At 35.8% G+C, this 22057-nt stretch carries 14 protein-coding genes; 11 read left to right on the top strand and 3 right to left on the bottom strand.

All coding sequences use genetic code 11. The features are described from left to right. The first annotated feature begins 216 nt into the window (after positions 1-216). A complete protein-coding gene (locus NQ163_RS06545; RefSeq protein ID WP_268189478.1) occupies positions 217-3285 on the top strand; it encodes an ATP-binding cassette domain-containing protein in 3069 nt (1022 codons plus the stop codon). Positions 3286-3387: 102 nt separating this feature from the next. Then, on the top strand, positions 3388-6405 hold the full coding sequence (locus NQ163_RS06540) for a GH92 family glycosyl hydrolase (protein WP_268189477.1): 3018 nt from the start codon (positions 3388-3390) through the stop codon (positions 6403-6405). A gap of 43 nt (positions 6406-6448) precedes the next feature. Here NQ163_RS06540 and NQ163_RS06535 read toward each other — a convergent pair whose 3' ends face one another. Together NQ163_RS06535 and NQ163_RS06530 are read right to left on the bottom strand one after the other, a co-directional pair. Beyond that, entirely contained in the window at positions 6449-7030 is a 582-nt protein-coding gene (locus NQ163_RS06535; RefSeq protein WP_268189476.1) for a peroxiredoxin-like family protein, read from the bottom strand. 147 nt (positions 7031-7177) lie between these two features. After that, positions 7178-7591: an OsmC family protein gene (locus tag NQ163_RS06530; RefSeq protein WP_268189475.1), complete on the bottom strand. Its 414-nt coding sequence runs from the start codon at positions 7589-7591 to the stop codon at positions 7178-7180. Positions 7592-7841: 250 nt separating this feature from the next. Here NQ163_RS06530 and clpB point away from each other — a divergent pair, with 250 nt between their 5' ends. From clpB to NQ163_RS06485, 9 genes are all read left to right on the top strand, one after another. Then, entirely contained in the window at positions 7842-10433 is a 2592-nt protein-coding gene (clpB, locus tag NQ163_RS06525) for an ATP-dependent chaperone ClpB (RefSeq protein WP_268189474.1), read from the top strand. Positions 10434-10637: 204 nt separating this feature from the next. Then, positions 10638-11948, top strand: a complete 1311-nt coding sequence (locus NQ163_RS06520; RefSeq protein WP_268189473.1) for an SPFH domain-containing protein — start codon at positions 10638-10640, stop codon at positions 11946-11948. Positions 11949-12144: 196 nt separating this feature from the next. Next, positions 12145-13578: an ADP-dependent glucokinase/phosphofructokinase gene (locus tag NQ163_RS06515; protein ID WP_268189472.1), complete on the top strand. Its 1434-nt coding sequence runs from the start codon at positions 12145-12147 to the stop codon at positions 13576-13578. Between the two features lie 1071 nt (positions 13579-14649). Next, positions 14650-14937 carry a citrate lyase acyl carrier protein gene (gene citD, locus NQ163_RS06510; protein WP_110360769.1) on the top strand — a complete coding sequence of 96 codons (288 nt, stop codon included), beginning with the start codon at positions 14650-14652 and terminating at the stop codon, positions 14935-14937. Next, positions 14937-15836 carry an HpcH/HpaI aldolase/citrate lyase family protein gene (locus tag NQ163_RS06505; RefSeq protein ID WP_110360768.1) on the top strand — a complete coding sequence of 300 codons (900 nt, stop codon included), beginning with the start codon at positions 14937-14939 and terminating at the stop codon, positions 15834-15836. Before citD ends, NQ163_RS06505 begins: the two co-directional genes overlap by 1 nt. Before the next feature lie 43 nt (positions 15837-15879). Then, positions 15880-17439, top strand: a complete 1560-nt coding sequence (citF, locus tag NQ163_RS06500) for a citrate lyase subunit alpha (protein WP_268189469.1) — start codon at positions 15880-15882, stop codon at positions 17437-17439. An 88-nt stretch (positions 17440-17527) separates the two neighbouring features. Next, positions 17528-18919 carry a triphosphoribosyl-dephospho-CoA synthase gene (locus NQ163_RS06495; RefSeq protein WP_268189468.1) on the top strand — a complete coding sequence of 464 codons (1392 nt, stop codon included), beginning with the start codon at positions 17528-17530 and terminating at the stop codon, positions 18917-18919. A gap of 331 nt (positions 18920-19250) precedes the next feature. Continuing rightward, positions 19251-20324 (top strand): [citrate (pro-3S)-lyase] ligase, encoded by a 1074-nt coding sequence (locus tag NQ163_RS06490; RefSeq protein WP_268189467.1) that lies wholly within the window; start codon positions 19251-19253, stop codon positions 20322-20324. Positions 20325-20599: 275 nt separating this feature from the next. Then, positions 20600-21016, top strand: a complete 417-nt coding sequence (locus tag NQ163_RS06485) for a hypothetical protein (RefSeq protein ID WP_268189465.1) — start codon at positions 20600-20602, stop codon at positions 21014-21016. A 459-nt stretch (positions 21017-21475) separates the two neighbouring features. On the opposite strand, the gene NQ163_RS06480 is transcribed toward NQ163_RS06485, so the two are convergent. Beyond that, positions 21476-21787 carry a PQ-loop repeat-containing protein gene (locus tag NQ163_RS06480; protein WP_268189463.1) on the bottom strand — a complete coding sequence of 104 codons (312 nt, stop codon included), beginning with the start codon at positions 21785-21787 and terminating at the stop codon, positions 21476-21478. Positions 21788-22057 lie beyond the last annotated feature (270 nt).

The following is a 22057-nucleotide window of genomic DNA, read 5'->3' as shown; positions in this document are numbered from 1 at the left end:
CTTCAGAGATATAGTAATCAATAAGGGAGTTGAAAGTCTTTATTTTTGCGGCCTTCAAGAAAATATTAAATAAAAAATTTTTTTCATTGAAAATTAGAGTTTTAAATGATTGCTTAGGACAAAGCTAAATTTCTCTTTAAAACAGGAGTTTCCATAGCTCATTTTATTTATCTAAATTAGGCCTTGTCAAAACCAAATCAATTCCAAACCTAGACTATGAATGAATCGTTACTGAAAGCCTTAATGAGACTTTTTGCCATTATTGTGGATGAGCAAAAGTTGGGATTCGAAACAGCAGCACGAGATGTTGTTGAAGTATGGCTTCAGAAACAGTTTAGTAAGGAGTGGACCGAGAAATATCTACAGGATTTTGAGCGATACTTAAGAGACTCACATTGTGATGAAACGGGTGAGCTTTGCTCTGTAAACAAGCATCCACAGGTAAAGGATGTTTGTGAAAAATTAGTAGAGGAAGTAGAGCAGGAACAGAAGGTTTGGATCATGCTTCAATTGCTTGAGTTTATTGATGAAACGGAATACACGGGCCATGACGAATTGGACTTGGTAAAAACCGTTTCAAAAACCTTTAATATTCCCAAAAAAGAATTTGAATTGGGGCGTCAATTTCTGATTGGGGATGAATTTTCTATACCGTATAACGAACATCTTCTTTTAATTGATAATAATGAGGAGTGGTCGCATGAGGTGGTGAAACATATCCAGAGTGAGAAGCTTCGAGGAAGGATTTTTGTTCTGCATTTGGAAAGTACCAATACCTTCCTGATGAAATATTTTGGAGAGTATAACCTTTTCTTGAACGGACACAATATTAAAGTTGATAGGGCTTACATTCTATCCTATGGCTCGGTTATTCGAAGTCATAGAATTGATCCGATTTACTACTCTCAGATTTCTTCCATTTTTATCGAGAAGAAAAATCTATCCGATCTTCAGTTTATTGCAAAAAATATAGAATTCAAGTTTCCGGGTTCCAATAATGGGATTCATCCGGTTAGTCTGGAAATGAATTCAGGACAATTGGTAGGCGTGATGGGCGGTAGTGGCACAGGAAAATCAACTTTGCTAAATGTATTAAATGGGAACTTATCCCTGCGTCAGGGAAATATCTATATCAATGGTTATGATCTTCATTTGGATAAAGATAAACTCGAAGGGGTTATTGGATATGTTCCTCAGGATGACTTATTGGTTGAGGAGCTAACGGTTTACGAGAACTTGTATTTTAATGCCAAGCTTTGTTTCGATGGCACTTCGGATGAGAAAATAGAGGAAATTATTGACAAAACCATTGAGGATTTTGATTTGGTTGAAGCCCGGGATTTAAAGGTTGGTGATCCGATTAATAAGGTTCTAAGTGGAGGACAAAGAAAGCGATTAAATATCGCATTGGAGTTAATGCGTGAACCTTCGGTGCTTTTTGTTGATGAACCTACTTCAGGTTTATCGAGCATGGATTCCGAGAAAGTAATGCTTCTTCTGAAACGTCAGGTTTTAAAAGGCAAATTGGTGATTTGTAACATTCATCAACCTTCGTCCGATATTTTTAAGCTTTTGGATAAGCTAATCATGATGGACCAGGGAGGAAAGGTAATTTACTTTGGAAACCCTATCGATGCCGTTGTTTACTTTAAAACTCAATCGCATTACGTAAAAGCAGATGAAAGTGAGTGCTTGACCTGTGGTAACGTAAACTCTGAACAGATTTTGCGGATTGTTGAAGCCAGGATGATGAATGAATATGGCAAGCAAATTCGAAAGCGTAAAAGAAATTCTGATGATTGGTATGAGCTCTATAAAGAGAATATTGAGAAGAAAAACAGCGTACATAAGCCAGGTAGAAAAAAACTGATTCCCAAGAACTTTTTTAACATTCCAAAGCGTTGGGAACAATTGAAAATTTATCTTTCAAGAGATTTTAAGGCCAAACTGAGTAACAGGCAGTACATGCTGATTACTTTGTTGGAGGCACCTCTTTTAGCTATTATTTTGGGATACTTTACCAAGTACATTAGTGGTTCTGAATCTCATCATTTGGACTATGTATTTGCCAAGAATGAAAATATTCCCTCTTTTATTTTTATGGCAGTGGTTGTTGCCTTGTTCCTCGGTTTGATTATTTCTGCAGAAGAAATCCTTCACGACCGAAGAATGATGAAGCGTGAGAAGTTTTTGAATTTGAGTCGATTGAGTTATCTAAACTCCAAGGTCATCATCTTGTTGATTATTTCGGCCATACAGAGCTTTCTTTTTGTTATTCTCGCTACCTATATTTTGGAAATTAAAGGCTTAACCTGGGAGTATTGGTTAATTTTGTATACAGCTTCGGCATGTGCCAATTTAATCGGTTTAAACCTGTCAGCAGGATTAAATTCAGTAGTGGCTGTTTATGTATCCATACCTTTTATTTTGGTTCCACAATTGTTGTTCTCAGGTGTTATTGTAAGCTTTAATAAACTGCATCCTGCCATTACAACGCAAAAGTATGTTCCAATTGTTGGCGATTTAATGACTTCTCGTTGGGCTTACGAGGCTTTGGTAGTTGAGCAATTTAAAAATAATCAATTTGAGAAGCAGTTTTTTCCATACGAGAAGGCGATGAGTGAATCGTCGTTTCGTTCATCTTTTCTGATTCCTGCCATGCAGCAAAGTTATAAGACATGGTTAAAGGAAAACAACGATAAACACTATCGGGTATTTAAAAACGAACTGATAAAACTTTCCGATATCTATACCTTTCCAACTGAATTGGAAATATCGAAACAAGTTTTACGAGATTCTTCGGCAAGAGTGCAAATTTGGCTTGAGCATGTAAAGCAAGCGGGTTGGAAGGAATACAAAGAACAATCGATGCATAGAGACCAGGTTTATGAAGAGATTATTGATGAACTTGGTGACGCACAGAAAATTGTTGAATACAAAAATACCCATCATAACGAGGCGATTGAACAAATTGTGACCAACAGAAGAGAGATAAATAAGTTGATTAGGTATGAGGACGAATTGATTCAGCTAAAAGATCCTGTTTTTCAAACTCCGATAAGTCAGAATGGACGAGCACATTTATTTGCCTCGCAAAAGCGACTAGGCAATTATTTGGTTGATACATTTTGGTTCAATGTGACAATAATTTGGTTAACAAGCATCATTTTCTATTTCTCATTGTACTTTGATGTGCTACGTAGATTCCTACTGCTGATTGAAATTTTATGGGTGACCATATTGCCTGAAGGAGATATCAGAATCAGAAGAAAACGCCAGAAATAATGAAATTTATAGCGGATTAATCATGAATTAATCAAAATCTTAACCAAGCAGGATTTTATTTGCAGGATACATATAGGTATTGTATCCTAAAGCAATTTATTCATGAAGAAATTAATTCAAATATTCCTATTGTTGTTGATTACATCTAGCCTTTTTGCGGATAACAAACAACTCATTCAGTATGTCGATCCCATGATCGGAACCGATGGTCACGCCCATACATTTCCGGGAGCAACCTTACCTTTTGGTATGGTGCAGCTAAGTCCCAGTAATGATTTTAAAGCCTGGGATTGGTGTTCGGGTTATCACTATAGCGATTCCATTTTAAAAGGATTTGCACATACCCATATTAGTGGAGCTGGTTTGGCAGGATTGGGTGATATTTTACTGATGCCAACTTTAGGAGAAATAAAGGTAAAAGCGGGTACAGAAGAAAATCCGGACAGTGGATTTCGCTCCAGATTTTCACACGATAGAGAAGAAGCCTCGGCAGGATATTATGCTGTTGTTTTAGATGATTACAATGTAAAAGTGGAGTTGACTTGTACGCCGAGAGTTGGATTTCACAGGTATACTTTCAATACTGCCGGGCAAGGAAATGTAATTTTTGATCCTACCCACAATATCATGGAGAATGTTCAGGAAACAGAAATTGAAATCTTATCGGATAAGGAAGTTAGAGGTTGGAAGCATTGTAATGGAGAAGGAGGAGATCGAAAAGTGTATTTCTATGCGAAATTTTCCAAATCATTCGAACAAAGTGGTGTTGCGATAGATGATAAAATTCAGGCTGATACAAAAAAAGCAAGTGCTAAACGAGTGAAAGCTTTCGTTAGTTTTGATGTGAGTTCGGGTGAAACAGTTGATGTTAAAGTAGCACTTTCGCATGTGAGTTATGAAGGAGCCAAAGCCAATTTCGATGCTGAAGCAAAAGGAGTATCATTTAAAAAGGTGCTTAGAAAAGCTCAGCATCTTTGGGAAGAAAAAATGAACAAGTTTCATATCGAAACGCATCAACTATCAGACAAAAGAAACTTCTATACGGCCCTTTATCATTCCATGATATCACCAAATTTGATTTCGGATGTTAGCGGAGAATATATGGTAGAAGGGAAAAAATATCATTCCGATTTCGATCAGTACAGTAACTTTTCTACTTGGGATACCTATCGTGCTGTTCATCCTTTAATGGCAATTGTAGAGCAGGAGAAAACAGTTGATTTTGTGAACTCACTTTCATCAAGATATACCGAGTCAAAAGTTGGTTTGCCAGTATGGGAATGTTTGGGACACGATAATGTTTGTATGATTGGATACAGCACCGTTTCGGTAATGACTGATGCCATTTTGAAAGATATTGAAGGAATTGACAATCAGGCTACCTATGATGCGATGAAAGCGGCAGCTTTTAACCTGGAAAAGCATAGCAATAGTTACGATGTAAATGGAATGAATTTTTATATCGATATGGATTTTGTTCCGGGTGAAATTGGCAGTTCTGTTTCGAAAACAACCGAGTACAATTACTACGATTGGTGCTTGAGTCAGGTGGCACATAAACTTGGAAAAACCGATGATGCCTCCCTATTCCTGCAAAGATCGAAAGGATACCGCAATTTATTTGATGAAGAATCGGGATACTTATTGCCTAAACTGCAAAATGGTAAGCTGGTGAACGTGGACAAAAGCAAGTGGGATGGATTGGTGAAGAATTATGTGTCGGGTAACATTTGGGGATACTCTTCTTATGTGCCTCACGATATGGCTTATCTAATGCAATTACACGGAGGGAAGAAGAAATTTGCTTCCTGGTTGGATACAATTTTTGCCGATGATTCAGAAATTGGAGGCTCACAGCATGTGGATATTTCCGGTTTTATTGGAAAATATGGTCATGGCGATGAACCATCTCACCAAATGCCTTACTTGTATGTTTATGCCGGTCAGCCATGGAAAACTCAGAAGTTGGTAAGGGAAATTCTTCCTCGTTTTTATCATGATCATCCTGCAGGATTGGATAATAATGATGATTTGGGTCAAATGTCATCCTGGTATATTTTTGGTTCATTGGGTTTTTATCCGGTTTGTCCTGGTAGCAACCAGTATCAAATTGGATCTCCTGCCTATCAAAAAGCAAGTATCAATCTTGAAAATGGTAAGGTGTTTTCGGTTGTGGCTAATAACAATTCCAAGAAGAACATTTACATCCAATCTGCAAAACTAAACGGTAAAGAATTTACCAAACCATTTATTACTTACGATCAAATTAAACATGGAGGTAAGCTGGTTTTCGAAATGGGCAGTAAACCAAATAAAAAGTGGGGTAATGCTAAGGCTGATTTGGCAGACTTAAATGGCATAAAGCCATCAGAAGCTTACAAACTGCATGAGGAAAAACAGGTGCTAATGCCTTACGTCAATGATATTACTTTTAGTTTTGAGAAGCGAAAAACGGTGGAATTGCTTTGTGGCACAAAAGGAGCAGAAATCAGATATACAATAGATGGTTCTGAACCTGAAGTGAATTCTAAAAAATATCAGAATCCAATCGTGATCAACGAGGATGCTACCATTAAGGCCAAAGCATTTAAGCCAGGACTAAAAGAGAGTGGAAGTTTGCTTTTACATTATTTAAAAGGAATTCCATTTAATCCCCAAACTGGTTATCCAAAAGTTAAGGTGGAAGGCAATGATATTGGTTATGGTGAAAAATCTGGAGCTCAACTAATAGATGGTGGCTTTGGCTCAACAACCTTTAATGATGGTTTTTGGACAGGTATAGACTTAAAGGATTTACATGTTGATATTGATTTGGGTGAATCCAAAAGCATTTGTGAGGTGAAACCTGGAATTCTAATTTATCCCGGAGCATGGATCTTTAACCCAGATGAAATTGAGGTGTATATTTCAAATGATCAGGAGAACTATCAACTGGTAAAAACCATAAGTATGGAATCTCCAAAAGATGAACGCAGATATGTAACAAGACCTGCAATTGAATTCCCATCGGTTAATTGTCGATACCTAAGAGTAACATTTAAGAATGGACCAATACCAGATTGGCACATGGCTGGAGGCAGAAAGCACTGGATTTTTGTTGATGAAATTCTGATTAATTAGATTTTAAAAAGGGGCTGTCTTGGAAATGCAGCCCCTTTTTTGTTTACAAATGCTGTAATATATCTTTGGCATTCGATCTGCTTTTGTAATCAGGATCATATTGAACATACTTTACCTTACCATCTTTTCCTATGATATAGGTAGCCGGAACAGGCAATAGTTGATCATTATTACCATTGGCAACACTAAGATCTACACCATAGTTCTTGTATTTTTTTTGTAAGTGTTCCGGTAGCATAAATTCAACTCCAAATTTTTTCATGATTTTGCTGTTTTCATCAAATAATACAGGATAATCTGCATTTGTCTTTTCAATGGTTTTATTCACATTAACCGGAATTTCTGGTGAAACCGCAACCAATTGAGCTCCCGCTTTCTTGAATTTACCAAGGTTTTCCTGTAAGTGAGAAAGGTGTTTGTTGCAGTATGGACACCACTCTCCACGGTAAAATACAACGATCAGTTGTTCATTTTTCAAGATGTCGGAACTTTTAACAAGATTCCCATTCTGATCTTTGGCTTCAAACACAGGCGCTTTATCACCAACTTTAATGGTACTTGTTTCCCTTTGAGCATAGCTTGTAAGGCTAATTAGTAATATTAATAATCCAAATATTCTTTTCATGATTTAGAATTTAAAAATAAAATACAAAATAGTCTTTTATTTTCGTTCTATTTAAATATTACTAATCATATAGGAGTTAAAGATTTGTTAATGACAAAAAAATCCCTCACCAAAGGCGAGGGATTTAAGTATTGTGTTGCAGCTTGCTTAAGCTTTCTGCATTTTTTCAATCTTATAAGTAGTGTTTACACCTGCTTGGTGGAATAGAACTCCTACAGGACACATTTTTAAAGTTTGCTGAAGGCATTTTTCGATTTTTTCATCACTAGCTTCAGAATCAATTTTTAATTCAACTTCAACATCAGTGAAAGTTGGAGCTCCATCTTTTTGAGATCCTACAGTATCAACAACCAATGCTTCGAACTCAATACGCATTTTCTTTGCTACAATGTTAAAAATTGTGTTTACACAACCAGAGTAGCTCATTAAACACACTTCGAATGCTGTTGCACCAAGATCTTCTCCACCTTTTGCTTCTGGTAAATCAATTGTGATTTCATGACCTCTGTTGTCTGTAATTACCGATGACATTCCTTTTGTCCAGGTAGTTGTTGCTTTCATATAATAATATTTTCGAATTGTTTTTAGAATTTCAGTTGGCAAATATATATAAATATCCAGATATATCAGGTTTAGCTAGTGTTAAATTGAGTTAATCGGAAAATGTTTCAGAAAAGGTTTTAATAATATGTCAAATTGACTGTGTGATTGTATAATATGCAGACATTATTACAGCTTTTGAGCAATGGCAAGTTATTTGAAATCCAATTGACGGATTTTAAACAGAGAAAAGAATAAAATAATATAGAATATGAACTTTAATAATTTCACAATTAAATCACAGCAGGCAATCGAGAAAGCATTTCAGATTGCTCAAGGAAATCAGCAACAGGCTATCGAAACAGCTCACTTGTTGAAAGGGATTTTTTCGGAGGGAGAGAATGTTGCTGGTTTCTTGATGAATAAACTTGGAGTGAATGTCCAAAACTTAAATATGGTATTGGATAAAATTCTTGAATCATTGCCTAAGGTAAGTGGCGGAGAACCATTCTTGTCGAGAGAGGCAAGTGTTGTTTTGCAGGAAGCAGTTAGCGTATCTGGTAAGATGGGCGATCAATTTGTTAGTGTAGAGCATATGTTACTGGCGCTGGTAAAGGGCAAAGATCAAATTGCACAGTTATTTAAGGATAATGGTGTGTCGGAAAAAGATCTTACAACAGCCATTCACGACTTAAGAAAAGGAGCTAAGGTTGATTCGCAAACGGCTGAGGATACTTTTAATTCCTTGAGTAGATTTGCTCTTGACTTGAACGAGAGGGCCAGAAATGGAAAACTTGATCCGGTAATTGGAAGAGATGAAGAGATAAGAAGGATTTTACAGATCCTATCGCGAAGAACCAAGAATAATCCTATACTTATTGGAGAGCCAGGGGTTGGAAAGACTGCTATTGCTGAAGGTTTAGCACATAGAATTATAAAAGGCGATGTGCCGGATAATTTAAAGAGCAAGAAAGTCTTTTCACTTGACATGGGTGCTTTGGTGGCTGGTGCCAAATACAAAGGTGAATTTGAGGAGCGCTTAAAATCAGTAGTGAAAGAAGTAGTTGAATCGGATGGCGAAATTGTACTCTTTATTGATGAAATTCACACTTTGGTAGGAGCAGGTAAAAGCGATGGAGCCATGGATGCTGCCAATATTTTAAAACCTGCTTTGGCCCGTGGAGATTTACGTGCCATTGGCGCAACAACTCTAAATGAGTATCAAAAATATTTCGAGAAAGATAAGGCTTTGGAACGCCGTTTCCAGAAGGTGATGGTGGAGGAACCCGATACACTTAGCGCAATTTCCATTCTTCGTGGATTAAAGGAGCGTTACGAGAATCACCATAAAGTTCAAATTCGTGATGAGGCCATTATTTCGGCTGTTGAGTTATCGCAGCGTTACATTTCTGATCGTTTTCTTCCGGATAAAGCCATTGACTTAATAGATGAGGCAGCTGCCAAGCTTCGTTTGGAAATGAATTCACTGCCCGAGGAGTTGGATGAGATAGAAAGAAAGATAAAGCAGTTGGAAATTGAGAAACTTGCTATTCAACGTGAGGGAGATTCGAAAAAGCAGGATGAATTGGCGCGTGAAATTGCAGAACTTAATGATGAAAGACTGAAGTACCGTGCCAAGTGGGAAGCAGAACGTGAGGTGATTGATGGCATTCAGAAGAACAAGGAGTTATTGGAATCTTTAAAGTATGATGCTGAAAAAGCAGAGCGGGAAGGTGATTATGGTAGAGTTGCAGAAATCCGTTACGGTAAACTTAAAGAGGTTGAGGAAGAAATAGAAGCTTTGAACGAAAAGTTAAAACAAAACCAGAACTCTGATGCTTTAATTAAGGAAGAAGTGAGGAATGATGATATTGCTGAGGTAGTTTCTCGTTGGACAGGAATTCCTGTGAACAGAATGTTGAAGAGTGAACGCCAAAAATTGTTGTCATTAGAAGAGGAGCTGCACAAAAGAGTTGTTGGGCAAGAAGAAGGAATTTCTGCTGTGGCTGATGCGGTAAGAAGAAGTCGCGCAGGTTTACAGGATGCAAAAAGGCCAATTGGTTCATTCATTTTTCTGGGAACAACAGGTGTTGGAAAGACCGAGTTGGCCAAAGCATTGGCAGAATTCTTATTCGATGATGAGAATCAGATGACTCGTATTGATATGTCGGAATACCAGGAAAGACATTCGGTTTCACGTTTAATTGGAGCCCCTCCTGGATATGTTGGTTATGATGAGGGTGGTCAGCTAACTGAAGCTGTGCGCAGAAAACCATACTCGGTTGTTCTTTTAGATGAAATTGAAAAGGCTCATCCGGATGTTTTCAACATACTGCTTCAAGTTTTAGATGATGGTAGGTTAACAGACAATAAAGGTAGAGTGGTCGATTTTAAGAATACCATTGTGATCATGACCTCTAATGTTGGTTCTCATCTGATTCAGGAGAAAATTGAAAAGATGAATGCCAGCAATAAAGGGGAGATGCTATGGCAAGCTAGGAATGAAGTTTTAGAGCTTTTGAAAAAGACCATTCGACCAGAGTTTTTAAATAGAATAGATGAAACCATTGTGTTTACTCCTTTGGACAGAGAAGAAGTGAAACGAATTGTTGGTTTGCAGTTTAAAGCAGTTCAGCAAATGCTTTCTAAGAATGATATCAGCATTGATTTAAGTGAATCGGCTTTAGAATATCTTGGAAATCTGGGCTTTGATCCTCAGTTTGGTGCCAGACCAATTAAAAGAGTGTTGCAAAAACAGGTACTAAATGAACTGTCAAAGCAAATACTGTCCGAAAACATTATAGCCAATCAAAAAATAATGGTGGATGTAGAAGGTGAAAGCCTCGTGTTTAAGAATGTTTAGAGGATTTGTCAATTGAAAAACTTTATAGAACAAGAAGCTCACTGTTAAGGTGAGCTTTTTTGTTTTTAGTATAACATGTAAAAAAACAGGTTTCACGGTGTAGAAATCGTCTTAATCGAAAACGAACATAAAAATAGGAGAGCTTTCAATTATATATTATACTTTGGTCCTTGAATTAGAAAATCAATTAAACCAAATTAATTTATGATTGTATTAGGAGTTATTATTGTGTTGGCAGGATTGGCAATGCTATTGTTAAAGCCATTGTTGGTTAGTAAGGCGCAAGCTTTTTCAAAACTTACTTCCAGATTTTCTCTTGGCGTAATAGGTTCGGGAGTTGTTATGATTATTTTGCCATTTATGTTTTTCTGGGCAGAACCAGGGTATCAGTATTTTGTTGTTTATCCTAATGGTGGAAAAGATGCTGTGATGACAGAAGGTATTAAATGGAGAGGTTTCGCTAAAATTATCCCTTGGCAGAAATATATTGATGTTAAAGTAGTTAGTAAGGGAGAGAATAATGACGACATAGAAGGTGTTATGAATCCAATTCCTATTCGTTTTATCGATCAGGTAACTGCTTCGGCAAAATTATCTACTCGTTTCCAATTGCCTACAGATAAAGAATCATTCATAGAAATGGCAATTGAGTTTAGGTCACTGCAAAACTTAGCGCAAAATACTTTGATTCCAACAGTTCGTGAGGTTGTGTCAAATACTGGTTACATGTTTGCTGCACAAGATTACATTTCAGGGTCAGCATCAGACTTTAGGGTTGCTATTGAAGATCAGTTAAAGGATGGAGCTTATAGTGTAGAGAAATTGGAGTATCGTGATACCATAATTTCTTCAATTGAAGATAGTAGTCGTGAGATCAAGGAAATCCAAACACGTTATGAGGTGAAGAAACGAAAAGATGAAAATGGAAAATTCATTCGTATCCCTCATGATATTAACGAGAATAATATTATTGTAGCTCAGGTGATTGTAGATGATGTTATCTTGGAAGCAGTATTTAAAAAGCGATTGGAAGCACAGCGTGATGAATCTGCAAAAAGACAGTTAGAGCAACAGAAGATTAAAACAGCAAAAGATGCTCAGGCACGTATCGTAGCAGAGGGGGAAAGAGATAAAGCTGCAGAACGTGTTGCTCAGGAAAAGGAACAGGTAAAGGCTTTGATTTCCATCGAAACAAAATTGAAGCAAGAGGAAACAAACAAAAGACTTGCAGCAATTGCATTAGAAACTGAAAAGCTTAAATCAGCTGCAAAAAAAGTAGCTGCTGATGCAGAATCTTATCAAAATGCGAAGTTGGTTTCGGCTGGTTTAACGCCTCAGGAAAGAGCTCAAATTGAAAAAGAAATTGCAATTGGTGTTGCCAAAGAGATTGCCAAAATTAAATTCCCGGATGTAATGATTACTGGTAGTGATGGCAAAAATGGAAAAACACCACTTGAATCATTAATTGGTGCTGCTATGGCAAATCAGTTAATGGATACGAAATTGAAAAAATAGTCCTTTTAATTTTCGAAATTCAGTTATGGCCTTTGCAAAGAAATTTGCGAAGGCTTTTTTTTGTGATTGTTCTGCAAACCATTGCAGTAAAATTTTGAATAAAAATCACTTCGATATTAAGTTTTTGATCGATAATTGCATTAATTTGCTAGTTAAACTTGTGGTTATAATTGAATAATAAAATAAAACATCTCAAATGTCAAAAAGTGAATTAAAAGCTGCCTGGCTTAAGAATTATAGTACAGCGCCTGAGCAATTGGAGAAAATGGGAGAGATTAAAGGTTTAATTAGTGCCTTTAATGCAAATGTAGATGCTGTAATCAAGGTGAGTGGAAAAGATGTAGAGAAGTTGATTGAAAACAATAAGCTTGACACAAATTTAATTATATCTGAAGAAGAGAAAGCAATTAGAAAAAACGAGGATGCAATTAGAGGCATTCTTCACTGCTTTAAAGGTGGTATTGCTGAGGAATGGTTAATTGAAGATGTTGAAGTTTTTTATTGGTTGAATAAGAATGTTGGCTACGATAAGTTACAAATGGGAGGCCAGGGAGGAATCGTTGCTAATGCAATGGCTGTATGCGGTGTGCAAAATGTTTATGTGCATTGTGCATCTTCTCCTAAAGAGCAATCTCAATTGTTTTTGGATTTACCAAACTTATTAACAACTGATGAGAATGGTGAGCTGCAACAAGCCTTTAATGTAGATCGTAAAGATGATAATGCATTAATTCACTGGATTATCGAGTTTGATAAAGGAGATTCGTTAACCATTGGAGGTGAAACTTACACTTGTCCTAAAGCAAATCGATTTATTGCTACTTATGATCCATTGAACTTCAAGCTTCATATTGATGATAACTTTAATAGAAGAATGGCAAAGGATGATGTTAATCCTGAATACATTATTTTATCTGGATATCAGATGTTGCATGAAACTTTAGCCGATGGAACTAAAGGAGCTGAACGAATTGAGCTTTCAAAAGAGATGATTGCCGAATGGAGAAAATCTTGTCCGGATAACCTTCTTCATCTTGAAGTTGCTTCAACTCAGGATAAAGTGGTAAGAAAACATTTGATTGATAGCCTGGTTCACGATGTTGATAGCCTTGGATTTAATGAGCGTGAATTAATCGATATTCTTGAAGTTATTGGTGAAGAAGACTTGGCTCAAGAGTGTGATCAGAATACCAATGCATCAAATCTATTTAAAGGGATGTTAAAGGTGTATGATTATACCAAATGTCCAAGAATGCAGTTACACATGTTTGGTTTGTATGTAACTCTTCAGCAAAAAGGGTTTAAGGTTACTCCATTGCAAAACAGAAACGGAATGCAGTTGGCAGCAACGGTTGCTGCGGCAAAAGCTGGAACTGGTGCAATTAATAGTAAAGATGTTTTAATGTGGGCAAAAGACCATAAGGTATCGGATGTTGGTTTGAACGAACTTGAGGGCTTAAGCAATACTGTTAAAAATATTCTTGGCGAAAATGAATTATTAACTTCAGGTATTTATTCTAATGAAGAAATTGAAGTAATTGCTGTTCCAACTATTTTAATTGAAAAACCTGTTACTCTCGTAGGAATGGGTGATACCATTTCATCAGTATCATTGGTTGGCGCTGTTTAAATAAAAATATAATTGTCAATAAAAAGGAGTTTTTGGGTTGATACCTAATTGCTCCTTTTTTTTTGTAAATAACTTCCTGTGGATGGAATTTTACGTCGAATTCACGTTCAATAAAAATAGCCCATGTTGTGGTACAGGGCTATTCTCACTTTCAATCGAAACTGTTTGTGTGGAACAGTTTAAGCTAACTCTAAACTAATTATACTAACCTAATCTTTAAACGATCAATTCATTTATTCTTACAATACAAAATTAGTTTGAGCTTCTTAATTTTTGGCTTAATTGTAGATTAATGATATGCTAAAAGAATTAATCGCTGGTTAAATTTTATGGATTGAATGAAGCGAGCATGATTAAACACATACGTCAATGATTATTTTGACCTTGCAGCTTCTACCTGACCTTAACAAGAAAAATATACAGATGAAGAATATGATGTGCAGTTTTTTCTGAAAATGTTAGAATAGGAAGTGTTAACGGAAATATTTCTTTAATAGATACTTAAAAACTGACGACTAATTTTTGGAGATAAAGAATAAATAAAAATAAAAAATGCAGTGAATAATTTTTTAGAAAACGTTTGCGGAAATAGAAAAATTAAACTTATATTGTGGCGTATTTAAAAAGTAAACACAATTACCATTTGTAACTTTACTAATCACACAATTGATTTTCTTGTTGTTAGACAAGTAAAATCTAACCACTAACTAATCACTAACAATTAAGGCTTCGCATTCGCGAAGCCTTTGTTGTTTTGTTCGGATGTATAATATTTCCAGCTTAAATTGATAAGTAACATACATTTATGAAGGATAAATAATGATTTTTCATGTTTAATCGAAAAAATAATTACCTGTTTAATTATGCGAATAGTAAGAAATGTAAATACTTACAAAGAATAGCCTGTTAATAACAGGCTGATATGCAATCGTTTCCTGATTGTGTTTTATAACAGTAAGTAATTAACTACAAAAATCTTTAAAAGTGCTTTGATTTCTATCGAAAGACATTAAAATTTGCAAAATCAATTATTATAATTCTTACGGAATAATTAAACTAATATCATTAACAATGACACCTAAGTTTAAAGCGCAAGCCGGAACTTTCGAATCAAGCGATATCATGGTCTTGATCGAACCTGTATCAGAGGAAGCCGGTCGCCAAATTGATATCTCATCTACTGTGATGTTGCAGTTCGAAGATGATATCAAAAATACAATTAATCAGGTTTTGGATGATTTGGATATCCAGAATGTACACCTGATTGCAAAAGATAAGGGAGCTCTAACGCCAACAATTAAGGCTAGAGTTGAAGCTGCTGTTAAACGTTCTTTAGGTATTCAGGAGGGTACAATGTAATGGCTAGAAAGAAAAGAAGATCAATGTTGTACATTCCGGGAAATAATCCTGCAATGATTCAACAAGCCGGAGTTTATGGTTGCGATGCAGTATTGTTAGATTTGGAAGATGCCGTGGCATTGAACCAAAAAGATGCTGCAAGAATCTTGGTTCGTAACATGTTACAAACCGTTGAATTTTACGATACAGAAGTTTGCGTGCGTGTAAACAACATGCATACTCCTTTTGGATTGGCAGACTTGGAAGAAATTGTACCATTGCAGCCTGATAATATCAGATTCCCAAAAACTGAGTCGGTTCAGGATGTGAAAGATTTCATGAAAGAGGTTCGTAGAATCGAAAAAGAACATGGAATTAAGAAGCCGACCATGACAATCCATGTAATGATCGAAACAGCTAAAGGTGTTGCAAATGTATACGAAATTGCAGGTGCTGATCCGCGAATTGATGCAATTACAATTGGAGGTCAGGATTTAACTGCAGATATGGGTATCGTAAAAACTCCTGATGGAGTAGGTATTGATTATGCTCGTAAGCGTATTGTAATGGCAGGTAAAGCACACGGTTTAGATGTTTTGGATACCGTTTTTGCTGATGTTAACGATGAGGAAGGTCTTCGTGAAGAAACTGAGTACATTAAAAAGATTGGTTTCGCAGGAAAAGCATTGATCAATCCTCGTCAGGTAGATGGTGTACACGAAGTGTTTAACCCAACCGAAAATGAGGTAAGAAAAGCTTACCGTGTTTATTCAGAATTTATTCGAAATAAAAACGCTGGTATTGGAGTATTTGCAATTGACGGAAAAATGGTTGATGCTCCTGTTGTTCAGAGAGCAATTACTGTTCTTGAATATGCCAATATCGATTTAAAAGAAATCGAAGAGTCGGTTGCAAGTTAACAGTTATTCCTGTTTACAAAATTGATACTAATAAAGAAACAAAATGAAGAACGCATTAGGAGTTGAAATTCCTGAATATATAGAAGGTCTTGGTGAGTTAAAACCTTTCCAGGGCGTATGGGAAAGCATTATTGGTGATGAGATTCCATCAACTAATATTGTTCGAACATTAAAAGCAAAAAAAGCTCATACTTCAAAATTGTGTGGCGATTTAAAAGAAGCAGTTCAAAAATGTAATCCTTTCGATGGAATGACTGTTACATTTCATCACCACCTACGTGGAGGAGATGGAGTTTTGATGCAAACCATCGAAATTTTAGATGAAATGGGAATCAAAGACATTACTTTGGCTTCTTCTTCATTAACATCTGCTCACGATGGATTGGTTCCTTATGTTGAGAAAGGAATGATTACCAGAATTTTCTCTTCAGGTATTCGTGGTCGTTTGGGTGAAATTATCTCAATGGGTAAATTAAAGCATCCTGCAATTATTCACTCTCATGGTGGTCGTGTTAGAGATATCTTGACCGGACGTATCAAACCAGATTTGTCTGTTTTGGCTGCTTCTGCTGCCGATGAGGAAGGTAATGCTACCGGAGCTCACGGACCATCTGCTTTTGGTTCTATGGGATATGCCGATATTGATGCTCGTTACTCTAAAAATGTAATTATTGTAACTGATAACCTCGTAGATTATCCATGTGTTCCTGGTTCAATTCGTCAGCACTTTGTTGACCACGTTGTAAAGGTTGATAGCATTGGTGATGCTACTAAGATTGCATCAGGTACTACTCGTATTACAAAATCTCCAATGGATTTACGTATTGCTCGTATTGCTGCAACGGTTATTGAGCATTCTGGCTTGTTCAAAGATGGCATGTCGTTCCAGGTGGGAGCGGGTGGTGCTTCTTTGGCTGTAGCCAAATTCCTTCGAGAAGATATGAAACGCAAAGACATCAAAGGTAGCTTCATGATTGGTGGTGTTACTTCTTACGGTGTTGACATGTTAAACGAAGGATTGTTTCAGGCAATTTTTGATGTACAGTCTTTTGATGCAGCAGTAAGTACTTCTGTATTGAACAACCCACAGCATATCGAAATTACATGTGATCAATATGCGAACCCTAACAACTGTGGTGCAATGACAAACAAATTGGATGTAGTTGTGCTTGGTGCTTTGGAAGTTGATGTTGATTTTAATGTAAATGTAATCACTGGTTCATCAGGTGAAATTCGTGGAGCTTCCGGAGGTCACTCTGATACAGCTTCAGGTGCAAACCTAAGTGTGATTGTTTGTCCTTCTTTCCGTGGTCGTTTGCCAATCGTGAAAGATCGTGTTCACACAATTGTTACTCCAGGTGAAAGTGTTGACGTGATTGTTACAGAACGTGGAGTTTGTGTAAATCCTTCCAAACCAAATCTTGCAGCTGCATTGAAGAAAGCAGGTGTTAAAGTTGTTGACATTAATGATTTGAAGAAAGAAGTAGATGCAATGACTGGTGTTCCAGCGGAAAAACAATTGGGCGATAAAATTGTTGCTTTGGTTGAATATCGCGATGGTACCATTATTGATGTGATTCACAATGTTGAAAATCTATCTTAACAGATAGTTGATATAAAGAAAAGTACACCCTAATTGTAATTTTACTTTTAGGGTGTAATTTTATAAATCTTTAAAGAGATTTACAGGAATGAGTGATGTGTTGGGGAAAATATTAAAAGCAAGAGACCTAAGATCTGTTTTGCGAAAAGGAGTTTCAGAGTCTGGACAGGCATCTTTAAGCTTGAACTTGAATATTCCAGGATTTCCAAAGTCTGATGATAGAATTCATTCTTGTTTTAAACAGGTATTGGCTGAACTAAAACGCCACCTGTTATCGCATAGGGTATTGATTGATTCAAAGCAAGAATACTGTGCTGTAGATGCAGCTGGTGATTTTTATTTGGTTCCTCTTTTTGAGAGCACCTATTCAATCAATGAAATAAAAGAAATCTCCGAAAAGTTCGAGGAAACACATTCTTTGGGTCGTTTGCTGGATGTGGATATTACCAATTCCAAAGGAGGTCCGGTATCTTCGGGTAAGGCAAAGTTGTGTTATTTCTGCAACGAAAAGCCCGCTTTGGTATGTATGCGAGAACAGAATCATTCTTATGCCGATATTCGTCAAAAGATTGATAAGGATATCGACCGATATCTATCCGAGATAAGGAAAGCTGAGGTTTGCAAAAGTTTAGCATCGAGTGCTTTAAAATCTTTATTGCACGAGGTGGCATTGTCGCCTAAACCAGGTTTGGTGGATCGGAATTCCAATGGTTCGCATGATGATATGGACTTTTCTACTTTTATTGATTCCGCATCGGTTTTATCGGTTTACTTTAAGGAGATCGCTGAGTATGGTTTTTCCTATACAAATGATGATTTAAAAAAAGCTCTTCCTGAATTGCGCCGAATTGGTTTGCTCATGGAAGAAGATATGTTTCATGAAACCAATGGGATAAACACACACAAAGGAGCAATCTTTTTATTGGGATTTTCTTTGTTTGTGAGTGCGTATCTAATCGCAAAAAGAAGTTTTTCCTATCAAACTTTTGTCGATCTGATTAAAGATTTAAATGGCAATTTGGTGGAGCGAGAGTTGGGCAGAAAATTGTATAATGAAAGCCTCACGCATGGTGAAGTTTGTTTCGAGAAATATGGAACGAAGGGACAAGGCATTCGTGGTGAAATACAGGCGGGTTTACCAAGTGTATTTCAGCATGCAATTCCGGTTTTGGAATCCCATTTACAGAACAAGCAGCGCACCGATGATAAAATCCTGCACAAATCTTTAACCCATGCCTTGTTGGCTTTGATTGCCAATAACGACGATAGTAATATTCTGTATCGAAAAGGTGTTGAAGTATTAGATGGATTAAAGCAAAAAGCCAACGAAGCATTTTTGAATTTCGAGAATGAAAAATTCGAAATTTTATACAAGGATTTAATTCATTACTGTGAAAAGAATCACATATCTCCGGGAGGTTCGGCTGATTTGTTAGCGGTTTCTTATTTTATCTTTACCGCAAATAAACAACATGCCTAATTTTCATTTATAACAAAACATTAAGATAAAACAAATAACATATATCATGATTTTGGATTCTTCTTATATCTCTGAAACATATTAAAAAAGCATTGATATTTGACAAAATCCAATAATATTGACTGTTGATTTAAAAACTAATACCAATTGAAATTCTAAATGATTGAAATAGAAATTTTCTTTTGTAGCGAAAACTAAAAAATTAAAACATAGCAGAGTTACGTTGTATTTTTTAGTACAGCTACAGATGAAAAGTGGAGATTTATATTAATCATTTGGTGTTTTAGTTGGTATAATACACACACCTAACAAAACTAAACTAACGGAAAATATGGGAGTTGAAAATACTGATTACAGAGAAGAGTCTTTGGATCTGAGGAACCCCTTCGATATAAAACTGGTTTCTGAGTTTTTGGAACCATTGGGATTTGATTTCAATAAACACGACGTTGATTATTCCATGATTCTGTATAATCTAAACGATGAGGTTATCGGAACAGGATCGTATAAAGGGAGAGTTTTAAAGTATGTTGCCGTAGCGCCAAAATTTAGAGAAGGAGCTGCTTTTGCACAAATTGTAACTCATCTTATCGATATTGTAATTCAAGAACACAAGCATATTTTTGTATACACAAAGCCTAGAAACCTTGAGGTTTTTAAAGGACTTGGTTTTACTGAGATTGCAACTGCAGAACCATTGTTTTCTGTTTTAGAATTTGGTTACGAAAACATCAAAACTTACCAGGATTATTTGCGTTCGGTAAAGAAGGATGTGAGCGTTGGCGATATTGCAGCTGTTGTTGTGAACTGTAATCCATTTACCAATGGACACAAGTATTTAATCGAGAAAGCATGTAAAGAGAATAGGTTGGTTTATCTTTTTGTTGTTGAGGAAGATCGATCTTCGTTTACTTTCGATATTAGATGGAGGTTAATAAAGGAAGAATTAGGACATGTAGATAATCTTGTGATGGTAAAAGGTGGAAATTATGTGGTATCAGGAACCATTTTTCCATGTTATTTCTTAAAACAAGAAAAAGAATGTGATATTTCTGCAAAACAAGCTGAGTTAGATGTAATCACCTTCTTACGTTATATTGTTCCGGTTTTGAATATCAACAAGCGTTATGTTGGTACCGAGATGTACTCTCCGGTAACTGCAGCTTACAACGAAGCGATGATAAAATACCTTCCGACCAATGGTGTTGATTTATTGGAAATACCAAGAATTACTTGTGGAGGAGAAGATAATTACATATCAGCTTCTAAAGTTAGACAAGCAATACGAGAAGATAGATTGGAGGATGTTCTGGAATTCCTTCCTAATTCTACAAAGAACTTCTTGCTTTCCGATGAGTCATTAGAAGTAAGAACAAAAATTAAAAATACAATCTCAAGGCATTAATAAACGCTCTTTTATAGAATTTAAAAGTATAGAAGCCTGGTATTATTAAAAATACCAGGCTTTTTTATGTGCAGAATATTTTTTTTACATTAAACCTTCTTATTTTCAGAACAATAAATTAGCTAAATAAAATGAAATATTATAGATGGATGTATTGTAGTGTAATGGTTTTATTAGTTGCTTGCAATAACAATAAGTTTAGACGTGATCAAGTGCAAAGTGAACAGGTTCAAAGTAGTCAGATTAGGTTGTTATCACATAGTGATTTAGATTCTATGATCATAGAGTATAGAAAACATGCCAATATTGATATTCGAATTGCGAATAGTCTTTATGCCACAATTAATGAACAACCAAGTTGGAATGCAGATCAATATCGAACCTATTGTATTGAACCAATAATGTATTTAAATATTATTGATTCCATTTTCTATTTCGATGATGATTTGAATAGTAAAAAAGGAAAAATTCAAATGAATGCTGAAGAATATATTGAGCATGTTAGAAATTCTGTAAAGCAGGAGTTTGAAGAATATGGATATGCTGATGGACAAGATTATGGCTTTCTGTTAAATATTAAGGATCATTTTTTAAAAGAACTAATTCTGCAGTATCTTATTAATGAGAAGTTGTCCACGGAGCAAAAAGATAAGCTTAAAAGGGATCTTAATTTGATAGAGTCTTTAGATTAATACCCTCTGTAATGCTAGCGTTAGGTGGGAGGTGTTTAGGTGTACATATTTAAAAGTAGCTAAAAGGAACCAGTAAGTAGCAAAATGGAATGTGTAAGTAAGAAGAAGGAGCGAGAAAGTAGAAAGAAGTAATGTGAAAGTAAGCGATGGGAATGTTTATGTCGATGAAACGACCGATATAAAAACAAAAAGGAATCGATATGTAACAAGAATGAATGTTTTTATAGGCGTTGGGAATGATATTATAGGAAGAATGAATGATTTTATAGAAGAAGGGAATAGATTTATAATAAGAACGAATGGGTAAGTAATAGGAGTGAACGCTTAAGTAGCAAAAAGGAAAGGGTGAAAAAGAAAAAATAATGCTTTTATAACCAATGGGAATGAGTTTGTAGCCAGAAGTATTATAAAAGCATTGTAATTAGTCCTAATGTTTGTGATGAACACAAACTCAAGGTATTATTTTCTAATTTTTTGAAAGAGTAATGCCAAGCCAGTAGGTTTACTGTTGTATGTATATTTGGCATATATCAGGTAAAATAAAAGTACCAGATTAAATAAATAATTAAAATAGAGGGGAATGTGGTAATTTTTGCTGTCAATATCATCCACTAAAATGTAGGTAAATGTAAATACCTCACCCCAAAACCAAAGCCAAAGAAATATTTCGCTTACATCATCTGTTTTTCTGGTTTTAAAAGTGTGTATTACCTGTGGTAAAGCACAAATAGCAAATAATAAGCTTCCAATCCAGCCAACTACTTCATTCATTTTAATCAGTTTTTGAAATTTAGGGCAAATGTGCTAAAAAAAACTTGAATTTTGGATAAGAGAAAACTAATAACCTGAGTTCGATTTAAAATATCCGACACAGAAAATCAAATTTATTCAAGATCTGTTTTAAAAAATCTGAAAGAATATCGTGATATTTTGAAGAGTTTTTAAAGTAAAGATTGGATGAAGATGATTTTTTCAAAGAATTTACCTGCTTTTGGCATAAATTTCCTCAAATTACCCCGAAATATCCCGATATTCCTACGG

It is taken from the genome of Marinifilum sp. D737 (assembly GCF_026672275.1).
Taxonomy (GTDB): Bacteria; Bacteroidota; Bacteroidia; order Bacteroidales; family Marinifilaceae; genus Marinifilum.
Note: the sequence above shows the minus strand (reverse complement) of the source record. Positions and strands in the feature narration are given on the sequence as shown.